Origin of the sequence: Acidovorax sp. (assembly GCF_046291265.1) — a bacterium.
GTDB lineage: Bacteria > Pseudomonadota > Gammaproteobacteria > Burkholderiales > Burkholderiaceae_C > Acidovorax.
On record NZ_JBKBTV010000102.1, the window covers coordinates 1 to 9846 of the forward strand.

Below are 9846 nucleotides of genomic sequence, written 5' to 3' on the forward strand. Positions count from 1 at the left end.
TCCCAGAGGGCTTACGGGCTGTGGATAACTGTCCAAACTCAATGGCCTAAACATCGAAAACGAAAGATACAAGGGAGCCTCCAACGCCCTGCAGCACGCGGAGGGTGTGGCCCAAGAAGGCGATGAATGGGCCTTCTGAATTTCAGATTAAAACATCCGCTAGCGCTTATCCAGAAAGCGCTAGTAGCTATTATTTTTGATCTTCAGCGCCCCACCACCGACCAACCGGCCTTCTGGTTGTTCTTGTCGTTTTCATACTCCCACCCGGTGCCGCAGCGGTCGCACACGTAGCGGGTGATGGTGACGTTGCCGTCGTCGCGCTCTTCCTTGCGGTTGCCGCGCTGCACCAGCTCGGCGTGGCCCGGCGCCTTGCGCCAGTTGCGCTGGATGCCCTGGCAGGGCTCGCACAGCACCATGGGTTTGAGGTCGTTCTGTCGGACTATGTCTTTGGTCAGCATGTGGGGGCAGCCCTGGTGGGCTGTGGTGTGTGGACGAGCGGGCGGGTTTGCGTGCTGCGGGCGGCTACTGTAAGGCACCTGCGCCCGGAATGGCACTGCGTGGCCATCCAAAATCAAGCCAAATAGGCCTCTAGCGCTTTATCCATAAGCGCTAGCAGCTATCAAATCAGGAGTTCCATGCAATAGCGAGTGTTTTGGCCATTCGTGCCAGCGGCGGCACCGCGTGAAACGAACGGCTCAGGCCGCCGTCGCCATGCGCAGCCTGCGCGCCGCGTCTTCATCCCGCGCATCGTCAATCTCGCGCAGCACGGCCTGCATGTCCACGTCCACGTGCTCTGGGGCATAGCGACCGGTCAGCGGTGTTTCGTTGCTCAACAGCCCGGTCTGGTACAGGCTCCAGATCTCGGGGCCGTATTGCGTGGTGCGCAACTCGGGCGCGAACTGGCCGAAAAAGTCGCGCAGGTTGGCCACATCGCGCAGCAGCATGCGCTGGGCGTGGTTGTTGCCTGCGGCGTCCACGGCCTGGGGCAGGTCGATGATCACCGGGCCATCCGACCCACCCTCACCGGCCTCGCCATCAACGCCCGGCAGATGCGCCAGCAGGATGTTGAACTCCGACAAATCGCCGTGCACCACACCCGCACACAGCATGCGCACCACCTCGGCCACCAGCGTGGCGTGGTGGGTGCGCGCGTCTTCGGGCGTAAAACTCACATCGTTCAGGCGCGGGGCGGCGTCGCCGTTGGCATCCGTCACCAGCTCCATCAGCAACACGCCGTCGTGAAAGTTGATGGGCTGCGGCACGCGCACGCCCGCAGCGGCCAGCCGGTACAGCGCATCGACCTCGGCGCTTTGCCAGGCGGCCTCTTGTTCTTGCCGGCCAAACTTGCTGCCCTTGGCCATGGCACGCGCCGAGCGCGAGTTCTTGACCTTGCGGTTTTCGGTGTAGTCCACGGCTTGCCGAAAGCTGCGGTTGTTGGCCTCTTTGTAGATCTTGGCGCAGAGCGTGTCGTCGCCACTGCGCACCACAAAAACCATGGCTTCCTTGCCGCTCATGAGCTGGCGGACCACGGTGTCGATCAGGCCTTCCTCGATGAGGGATTGCAGGCGGGGGGGTGCTTTCATGGGTGCATTTTGCGCTTTGTGCGCAATCCCCTCAGTCGCCAGCGGTCAGCTGGCGCAGCCGCTGGTGGGCGTCGCCCGCCCGGTCTGGCGGCAACTGGTGCTTGGACTGCAGGTAGTGGTGCGTGAAGACGTCCAGATAGGCATCGAGCACCTGCGCGGCGTGGGTATCGCCCGCCAGGTCCAGGCACAGCGATGCCACCTCGGACGTGCAAAAGTGGTCGTCCCGCCGCGAGCGCCGCAGTTGGTAGCGGGAGATGTGATCGGGCTCCAGGCTCAGCACCGGAAAGCGGTCGATGTACGGGCTTTTGCGAAACATCTTGCGCGCCTCGGGCCAGGTGGCGTCGAGCAGGATGAACAGAGGGCGCCTGGCCACCGCCACCTGCGTGCCAACCACCGCGGGCTCGGGCGCGGGCACCTGCGTCACCACACGTTCGGGCGCCACAAACTCACCGGGGAACACCACATACGGCTGCCACTGCGGATCGGCCAGCAGCGTGAGCAGGTCAAGATGAACCTCGGTGCGGGCCCAGCCAAAGGCAAAGGTGTCGGGCACCACGTCGGCGATCAGCCACCCGGTGTTGCTGGGCTTGAGGGGCTCGATGTCGGCCATCAGCAGGCACACCCCGGCGCGGGTGGGCACCACCGGGCACACCCCACACACACAGTGGCTGGGCACCAGGCGGCAACCGGGGCAGCGCTCGCCCTTGATACCGCCGCGGGCCAGAAAGGGTTTGGCGCTGCGGGCCAGGCGTTCAGTGCGCAGGCGGGAGACGGCGTGCGGCGCCGGGTTGGCAGGGCGCTCCACCGTCAACTCAGTGCCCGCCCACGTGTTCCAGCGCGAACAGCGGCACTTCGGCCTTGCGGCTCAGCCACAAGCCGCCGCCCAGCTCCATGGCGCCCTCTTGCAGGCCACGCCGGTACAGCTCGGCGCGGTGGCGGAACACGCGGTTGTCGGTGATCTCTTCGTCGATGATGTCGCGCTCAAAATCCTCGCGCGACACGGCCTCGACATACAGCGCGCCTTTGGAGAGGCGCCCCAGGTTGAGCAGCGCGGCCTTCAGGTCCGGCGGGCTCAGGTAGGGCAGCACGCCCTGGCAGATGACCAGGTCAAACGGCTTATCGGCCGCGTAGTCCACCACCGAGCCCTGCTGCCACCCGAAGCGCTCGCACAGGTAGGGGCTGAACTCCACACCCTGGTAGCTGGCCCCTGGAAAGTGCTGCGCCACGATGCCCTTCCACAGCCCGATGCCGCAGCCCACGTCCAGCACACGCACCACCGGCACACGCAGGTATTTGAGGTAGCTGCAGACAAAGGTGCCCAGGCGCTCCATGTGCGCCGGGTCCACCACGCTGGTCTTCTTGTCGAAGTAAAAGCGCTGGTAGTAGGCCTCGTCGAAGGTGGTGGCGCTGGCGGATTTCAATGGCGGGTCCTCGTGTTTTTTGGTGTGTGCACACCACCCGGTGGGTGGTGGAGCGAAGCGGCCAAGTATCCCCCACGCGCTCCCGCATGCCATCCAGCCAGCACGCTGCGTTAGGCTGTCGCCATGGATTCGCTCATCTCCGCCGCAGCCCGCGCGCTGGCCGCAGGCGATGCGCTGGCCGCCCTGCAGCGTGTGGCCCTGCGCGACGACCCACCGGCCTTGGCCCTGCGTGGCATTGCCATGGCCCAACTGGGTGAGCACCCGCGCGCCCGCGATCTGCTGCGCCGCGCAGCACGCGGCTTTGGCACGCACGAGCCCGTGGCCCGCGCCCGCTGCGTGGTGGCCGAGGCCGAGGTGGCGCTGGCCATGCGCGACCTGGGCGGGCAAGCGCATGCGCTGGTAACTGCTGCGACCACGCTGCAGGCCCACGGCGACGCTGCCAACGCACTGCAAGCGCGGCTGGTGGCAGCGCGCAAGCTGATTTTGCTGGGCAAGCTGAACGAAGCAACCGCTGCGCTGGCAGGCGCTCAAACCGCCGATGCGACCACGCGACTGCCCCCTTCGCTTGTCGCCGTGGCCGAGCTTGCCGCCGCAGAACTGGCCCTGCGTTCACTGCACATCGGCACTGCACGCACCGCCCTGCAGCGCGCGCAACAGGCCGCGGCCGAGTCGGGCGTGCCCGCGCTGCTGGCCGAGGTGGCGCAGGCGCACGCGCTGCTCACCCAACCCGCCGCGCGCTGCCTTGCGAACGGCGCCGAACACATGCTGCGGCTGGACGATGTGGCCGCGCTACTGGCCTCACCCAAGCAAGTGGTGGTGGATGCCTGCCGCCACGGCGTGCGCGCGGGCGACCTGTGGGAGCCGCTGGCGCGCCGCCCGGTGTTGTTTGCGCTGATGCGCGCGCTGGCCACCGCCTGGCCCGGTGATGTGGACCGCGAAGCCTTGATCGCCAACGTATTCCGCACCCGCCACCCTGACGAAACCCACCGCGCCCGACTGCGGGTGGAAATAGGCCGCCTGCGCAAGCTCATCGCGCCGCTGGCGGGCGTGGAGGCCACGCCGCGCGGCTTTGTGCTGCGGCCCCACGGCGGGCGCGGTGTGGCTGTGCTGGCGCCGCCGGTGGATGGCGAGCAGGGCGCACTGGTGGCGCTGCTGGCGGATGGCGCGGCGTGGTCGACATCGGCGTTGGCGCTGGCCCTGGGCGACAGCCAGCGCACCGTGCAGCGCGCGCTGGGCGAGCTGGAATCCACCGGCCGCGTGCGCGCCATCGGCTAGGCCCGGGCCCGCCGCTGGCTGGCCGCGCCGCTGGTGGGATTCACGACGATCTTGTTACTCCCCACATCGCAGCCGATTCCCTAAAGTGGCCTCACCGCCCAACGCACAGCGCCCTTTGCAGTGCACCGGGCACTTGTCCAAGGAGCTACGAGATGACCACAACCACCCACACCACCACCCAGGACACCGCCTGCAGCAGCGACATGGCGGGCACCCCGCCCTCCCACAAACAGCTGTCCATCGCGGCTCGGCAGCCTGCCGAAGTGGTGCGCGAATACGGCCCGTTCGGCGGGGCCAGCACCATCCACGGCGTGACACATGACGGCCAGCGTGTATGGGCCGCCACGGGCGAACACCTGGTGGGTTTTGACCCCGCCAGCGGCGCCACCACCCGCACGCTCAACGTGATCTGCGACGCAGGCACCGCGTTTGACGGCACGCACCTGTACCAGATCGCCGAGTCGCGCATCGACAAGATCGACCCCGCCACGGGCAAAGTGATTGCCACCATTCCCGCACCAGGCGGCGGCAACGATTCAGGCCTGACCTGGGCCGAGGGCAGCCTGTGGGTGGGCCAGTACCGCGACCGCAAGATCCACCAGATTGACCCCGCCACGGGTGCCATCCGCCGCACCATTGAATCCAACCGTTTCGTCACGGGTGTGACCTGGGTGGACGGCGAGCTGTGGCACGGCACCTGGGAGGGCGAAGAAAGCACCCTGCGCCACATCGACCCCGCCAGCGGCGCGGTGCTGCAGCAGCTGGACATGCCCCAGGGCGTGGGCGTGAGTGGGCTCGAATCCGACGGTGCCGGGTTGTTTTACTGCGGTGGCGGCGGCAGCGGCAAGGTGCGCGCAGTGCGGCGGCCACAGGCCCGCACTGCGGCTTGAGGAAGCTGAGAAAGAAGCAACGCCCAAGAGCGGCTCACAAAACTCAGCGAAGCGGTTCTGGCCAGGCACTGCGTCGCAGGCAGTACGTTCAGTACGACAACACGCAGCAACGACGCCAGAAGAGTTTTGTGAGTCGCTCTACACCGGCTTGGGCGGGCGGTGCAGCGCGCAAATCTTGTTGCCATCCGGGTCGCGCAAATACGCCAGGTACAGGTTGCCGCTGGGGCCTTCGCGGTAGCCCGGTGGGTCTTCGCAGGTGGTGCCGCCGTTGGCTATGCCCGCTGCGTGGAACGCGTCGGTCTGCTCGGGCGACTGCATGGCAAAGCCGATGGTGCCGCCATTGCCAAAGGTGGCTGGCTCGCCGTTGATGGGCGTGCTGATGCAAAAAGTGCCCGTGGGGCCGCGGTAGAAATAGCGGTTCTTGTTGGCCACGCCGGGCGGAACGCCGAGGGTGCCGAGCAGCGCGTCGTAAAACTTTCTCGACACTTCCAGGTCGTTCACACCGACCATCACATGACTGAACATATTCTTCTGTCTCCGTTTGGGGCCCCCGGTGGGGCGGGTTGTAGGCCGAGCGATGTTACTTGCTGGTAGATGACCCAGGGCGGGTGTCGGCATACCAGCCCCAGGATGGCGCAGCACGCGGCGCACCCACATGCGGCAGCACGGCCTCGCCCAGGAATCGCAGCGTGATTTGAAGCCAAATATGCCTCTAGCGCTTATCCATCAAGCGCTATTAGCTATTAATTTAGAAGCAATTCATTGCACTGCCTGCAGGAACCCTGGGCGTTTCCAAAAGCGTTCAGGTGCGTGTTTGCCGGCTGCGTGCATCCCCGGGAAGGGGCGCAAGCAAGGCAGGAATACCCCAGTGGCGCCCGGAATTTCAACAGATAATATGCATGCATAGCGACTGCAGGCGGGCTGTCAGGGTGAAGTTGCCGCTACCCACGGCGCGCTTTCTGGCACCCCACGCACCGAAAGCATCCAGAGCAGCAGCAAGTCCGCGATCGGGGCCCACCTGGGCGGCCCGTTCGCCAAAGCGCTTCGCCTGGCTTTGGGTCTCGCTTCTTGTGTTTCTCTCCCTAGTTGATGAAAAAGGAATCTGAAATGAATATGGGCATTCGAAAGACGGCGCTCGCCGTGGCAGGCGGCGTGGCAATGTCAGCAGGCCTGGTGGGCATCGCGCACGCGCAGTCCACCTCGCTCACCATGGCGCTGGCGGCCGAGCCCACGGCGGCCGATCCGCACTATCACAAGATGACGGCCAACGATGCGTTTGCCGCCCACGTGTACGACACACTGGTGGCCCGCAACGCCAAGATGGAGCTGGTCCCCTCGCTCGCCACGTCGTGGAAGAACATTGACGATCTGACCTGGGAGTTCAAGCTGCGCCCCGGCGTCAAGTTCTCCAACGGCCAGCCGTTCACGTCCAAGGACGTGTTGTTCACCATCTGCCGCACGCTGAACAACGAAACCAATGTGTCGCAGTCGTACACCGACACGACCAAGCGCATGTCCGATGTGCAGACGCCCGATGACCTGACCGTGATCATCAAGACCGCAGAGCCGCTGCCGCTGCTGCCCGCCGAAATGGCGCGGTCGCTGCCCATCATCTGGAGCGGCATGGCCCAGTTCAAAACCCTCAGCTTCGCGCCCAAGACGGGCTGCGGCGTGACGGCGGGCTACCCCACCGTGACCGACTTCAACACCGGCAAGGTCGCCATTGGCACCGGCCCGTTTTTGATGAAGTCTTACGTCAAGGGCACGGGCATTCAGCTCGAACGCAATGAAACCCACTGGGGCCCCAAGCCCGAGTGGAAGACCGTGAAGATGGTGCCCGTGCCCAGCGCTGGCCCGCGCCTGACGGGTCTGCTGTCGGGTGACTACGACGTGATCGAAAACCCCGCCGCCCGCGATCTGACGCGCGTGAAAGACAACGCCAAGTTCGACTTCGTGGCCACGCCTTCCACCCGCCTGGTGTTCTTGCAGCCCGACATTGGCCGCAACCCCAGCCCGATGGTGAAGGCCCATGACGGCAAGAACCCCATGGCCGACGTGCGCGTGCGCCGCGCCATGAACATGGCCATCGACCGCAATGCCATCACGCAGCGCATCATGGACGGCATGGCCACGCCCACCACGCAGTACATGCCCGACGGCATGTTTGGCGCTTTGCCCAAGGGCCCCGAGGTCAAGTTCGACCCCGAAGGCGCCAAGAAGCTGCTGGCCGAAGCCGGTTACCCCAATGGTTTTGAGCTGACGCTGTCATCCACCAACGACCGCTACGTGAACGACGCACAAATCGCGCAGGCGGTGGCGCAGTACTTCACACGCATCGGCATCAAGACCAACGTGGACGCCATGACCGCGTCGATCTATTTCCCCAAGCGCGCCAAGCGCGAGTTCAGCCTGCCCATGGGTGGCTGGCCTGCAGAGACGGGTGAGGCGTCTGCGCTGTTCCAGTTGTGGGTGGCGTCGCTCGACGCGCCCAAGGGCCAGGGCACCAGCAACTACGGCGCCAACTACAACCCCGAGTTCGACAAGGTGTACCTGCCTGCGTCCAACACGGTCGACAGCGCCAAGCGCAAGGCCGGTCTGGAACAAGCCACCAAGATCGCGCTGGACAACGTAGCCCTGATCCCGCTGCACTTTGAAAGCAGCATCTGGGCCTTCAAGAAGGGCCTGACCTACGAAGGCCGCCGCGACCAGTACACGCTGGCCACATCGGTCAAGTCCAAGTAAGTCTCGACCGGTGGTGAACGATACGGGGTGCGCTTGCGCACTCCGTTTTTCATTTGCCACGCCGCGTTGTTGTCGCAGGCTCGCCATGCCCCACTCTTGCCCCCTCCCCACTCCCGCCGCAGTCCCGGCCCAGCGCCGCACCGCGCGCCCGGTGCGCCTGGTGCGCCTGGTTGTGGTGCGTCTTCTGCCTTGCCAACGGAGCGAAGTGCACCCGCACCATGCTTGCAGGGCGCGGTCTTCATTCATTTCGCAAGGGGGTGCCTGAGTGCTCATCTTCATTCTGCGAAGGTTCATGCAGAGCCTTTTTGTTTTGCTGGCGGTGTCGCTGGTGGTGTTTTTTGCCGTGTATGCGGTGGGCGACCCCATCGAGTTGCTCGTCAACGCCGAAGCCAGCGAGGCCGACCGCCAGGCCATGATCAAGCGCCTGGGCCTGGATCTGCCCATCTGGCAGCAGTACACGAGCTTTCTGTTTCGCGCGCTGCAGGGCGACCTGGGCAACTCGTTCGTGCACGGGATGCCCGCCATCGAGCTGATCGTGCAGCGCATTCCGGCCACGCTGGAGCTGGTGCTCGTGGCCATCACGCTGACCATCGTGATCGGCATTCCACTGGGCCTGCTGGCTGGCCTCAAGAACGACCAGCCCACGGGGCGCGGCCTGATGGCGGGCTCGGTGCTGGGCTTTTCGCTGCCCAGCTTCTGGCAGGGCATGGTGTTGATTCTGTGTTTTGCGGTGTGGCTGCAATGGCTGCCAGCGGCGGGCAGGGGTGACACCGTGGCCGTGTTCGGCGTGCCGCTGTCGCTGCTGACGGCCGATGGCTGGTCGCATGTGATGCTGCCCGCCATCAACCTGTCGCTCGCCAACATCGCGCTGGTGCTGCGCCTGACGGCCACCGGTGTGGTGGACGCCAAGACGCAGGAATACGTGAAGTTCGCGCGCGCCAAGGGCATCCGGCCCCGCCGCATCCTCACGCGCCACATCCTGCGCAACATCCTCATCCCGGTGGTCACCGTGATCGGTATGGAGTTTGGCTCGCTCATCGCCTACTCCACCATCACCGAAACCGTGTTCGCCTGGCCCGGCATGGGCAAGCTGCTGATCGACAGCATCTACCAGCTCGACCGCCCCGTGGTGGTGGCCTACGTGATGCTGGTGACCTTCATCTTCGTGATGATCAACATGCTGGTGGACATGCTGTATGCGGCGCTCGACCCGCGCGTGCAGTTGCAAGAGTCCGATTAAACAGAGCGGGCACAAGCGTTTTATGCAAACTCCAGAATCTCCCTCCACCCCCCAGACGCCGCTGACGGACACGCCGCGCCGCCGCGCCATCCTCCAGCAGCTGCGCAGCCGCCCGTCGGTCAAGGGCTCGGTGATCGCGTTCATCGTCCTGCTCGTGGTCGTCATGTTCGCGCCCTTTCTGGCGCCGCAGAACCCCTACGACCTGGCCGCCCTCGACCTGATGGACGGGCGGCTGACGCCCGGCTCCAAGAGCATGGACGGCCTGACCTACTGGCTGGGCACAGACAGCCAGGGGCGCGACATGCTCAGCGCCATCCTGTACGGGCTGCGCATCAGCCTGACCGTGGGCCTGGCCGCTGTGGCGCTGGCCACGGTGATTGGCAGCCTGATTGGCCTCATCGCTGCCTATGTGGGCGGCTTTGTCGACACGGTGCTGATGCGCATCGTGGACTTCATCCTCGGCTTTCCGACCATCCTGGTGGCGCTGGTGCTGCTGGCCATGCTGGGCCGCGGTGTGGACAAGGTGGTGATTGCCATCGTGATGGTGCAATGGGCGCACTACGCGCGCATCATGCGCAGCCGCGCGCTGCAGGAGCGGCGCAAGGAATACATCGAGGCAGCGCAGAACCTGGGCTTTCCGGCCTGGCGCATCATGCTGCGCCACCTGCTGCCCAACTGCCTGGGCCCGGTGATGG

General features: G+C 65.5%; 9 protein-coding genes and 1 pseudogene. 5 read left to right on the forward strand and 5 right to left on the reverse strand.

The genetic code is table 11. The features are described 5' to 3' along the window. Positions 1-203: 203 nt before the first annotated feature. The 4 genes from ACK41V_RS22455 to ACK41V_RS22470 all read right to left on the reverse strand — a co-directional run bounded on the left by ACK41V_RS22455 (position 204) and on the right by ACK41V_RS22470 (position 3004). A complete protein-coding gene (locus ACK41V_RS22455; protein WP_100412314.1) occupies positions 204-455 on the reverse strand; it encodes a hypothetical protein in 252 nt (83 codons plus the stop codon). A 240-nt stretch (positions 456-695) separates the two neighbouring features. After that, entirely contained in the window at positions 696-1583 is an 888-nt protein-coding gene (locus tag ACK41V_RS22460) for a PA4780 family RIO1-like protein kinase (RefSeq protein WP_409785726.1), read from the reverse strand. A 31-nt stretch (positions 1584-1614) separates the two neighbouring features. Further along, entirely contained in the window at positions 1615-2388 is a 774-nt protein-coding gene (locus ACK41V_RS22465) for a tRNA-uridine aminocarboxypropyltransferase (protein WP_409785727.1), read from the reverse strand. A gap of 7 nt (positions 2389-2395) precedes the next feature. Next, complete coding sequence (locus ACK41V_RS22470) at positions 2396-3004, reverse strand: class I SAM-dependent methyltransferase (RefSeq protein ID WP_409785729.1); 609 nt, start codon at positions 3002-3004, stop codon at positions 2396-2398. Between the two features lie 123 nt (positions 3005-3127). Between ACK41V_RS22470 and ACK41V_RS22475 the strand changes: the two are divergent. Continuing rightward, positions 3128-4363: pseudogene (locus ACK41V_RS22475) on the forward strand (helix-turn-helix domain-containing protein). A 119-nt stretch (positions 4364-4482) separates the two neighbouring features. Then, the gene (locus ACK41V_RS22480) at positions 4483-5169 is read left to right on the forward strand and encodes a DUF5074 domain-containing protein (RefSeq protein WP_409785736.1); all 687 of its coding nucleotides are present in this window, start codon (positions 4483-4485) and stop codon (positions 5167-5169) included. Positions 5170-5307: 138 nt separating this feature from the next. Here the strand turns inward: ACK41V_RS22480 and ACK41V_RS22485 are convergent, their stop codons facing one another. Next, positions 5308-5694 carry a VOC family protein gene (locus ACK41V_RS22485; protein ID WP_409785731.1) on the reverse strand — a complete coding sequence of 129 codons (387 nt, stop codon included), beginning with the start codon at positions 5692-5694 and terminating at the stop codon, positions 5308-5310. 588 nt (positions 5695-6282) lie between these two features. Here ACK41V_RS22485 and ACK41V_RS22490 point away from each other — a divergent pair. From ACK41V_RS22490 to ACK41V_RS22500, 3 genes are all read left to right on the forward strand, one after another. Next, positions 6283-7911, forward strand: a complete 1629-nt coding sequence (locus tag ACK41V_RS22490; RefSeq protein ID WP_409785738.1) for an ABC transporter substrate-binding protein — start codon at positions 6283-6285, stop codon at positions 7909-7911. A 265-nt stretch (positions 7912-8176) separates the two neighbouring features. After that, the gene (locus ACK41V_RS22495) at positions 8177-9151 is read left to right on the forward strand and encodes an ABC transporter permease (RefSeq protein ID WP_409785733.1); all 975 of its coding nucleotides are present in this window, start codon (positions 8177-8179) and stop codon (positions 9149-9151) included. 22 nt (positions 9152-9173) lie between these two features. Beyond that, a partial coding sequence (locus ACK41V_RS22500; RefSeq protein WP_409785734.1) for an ABC transporter permease occupies positions 9174-9846 on the forward strand: 673 nt, incomplete at its 3' end.

Excerpts from the sequence above, each read along its gene's own strand:
- ACK41V_RS22480 (WP_409785736.1), top strand. The coding sequence starts at position 4,483 with ATGGCGGGCACCCCGCCCTCCCACAAACAGCTGTCCATCGCGGCTCGG.
- ACK41V_RS22485 (WP_409785731.1), bottom strand. The coding sequence starts at position 5,694 with ATGTTCAGTCATGTGATGGTCGGTGTGAACGACCTGGAAGTGTCGAGA.
- ACK41V_RS22460 (WP_409785726.1), bottom strand. The coding sequence starts at position 1,583 with ATGAAAGCACCCCCCCGCCTGCAATCCCTCATCGAGGAAGGCCTGATC.
- ACK41V_RS22490 (WP_409785738.1), top strand. The coding sequence starts at position 6,283 with ATGGGCATTCGAAAGACGGCGCTCGCCGTGGCAGGCGGCGTGGCAATG.